Annotated in this window: 1 pseudogene; it reads left to right on the forward strand. The window is 41.3% G+C overall.

Going from position 1 to position 271, the window contains the following annotated elements:
• Positions 1 to 196, forward strand: a pseudogene (locus tag A3756_RS04840) (amino acid--tRNA ligase-related protein); the annotation flags it as partial.
• Between the last annotated feature and the right edge of the window lie 75 nt (positions 197 to 271).

The following is a 271-nucleotide window of genomic DNA, read 5'->3' on the forward strand; positions in this document are numbered from 1 at the left end:
TATCGGTATGTACTTGCGTATCGCGCCAGAATTGTACTTGAAGCGCTTGGTTGTAGGTGGTTTTGAGCGAGTGTTTGAAATTAACCGTAACTTCAGAAATGAAGGTCTTTCGACCCGTCATAATCCTGAATTCACAATGATCGAATTCTACCAGGCTTACGCAACTTATCATGACTTAATGGATACTACTGAAGACGATAGCAGCAAACTAAAAATTAAAGGCCTTGCTTAAGACTGGCTTCGATAAACTGATCCAGGTCGCCATCTAAGA

The sequence above is a fragment of the Oleiphilus sp. HI0086 genome, from assembly GCF_001635225.1.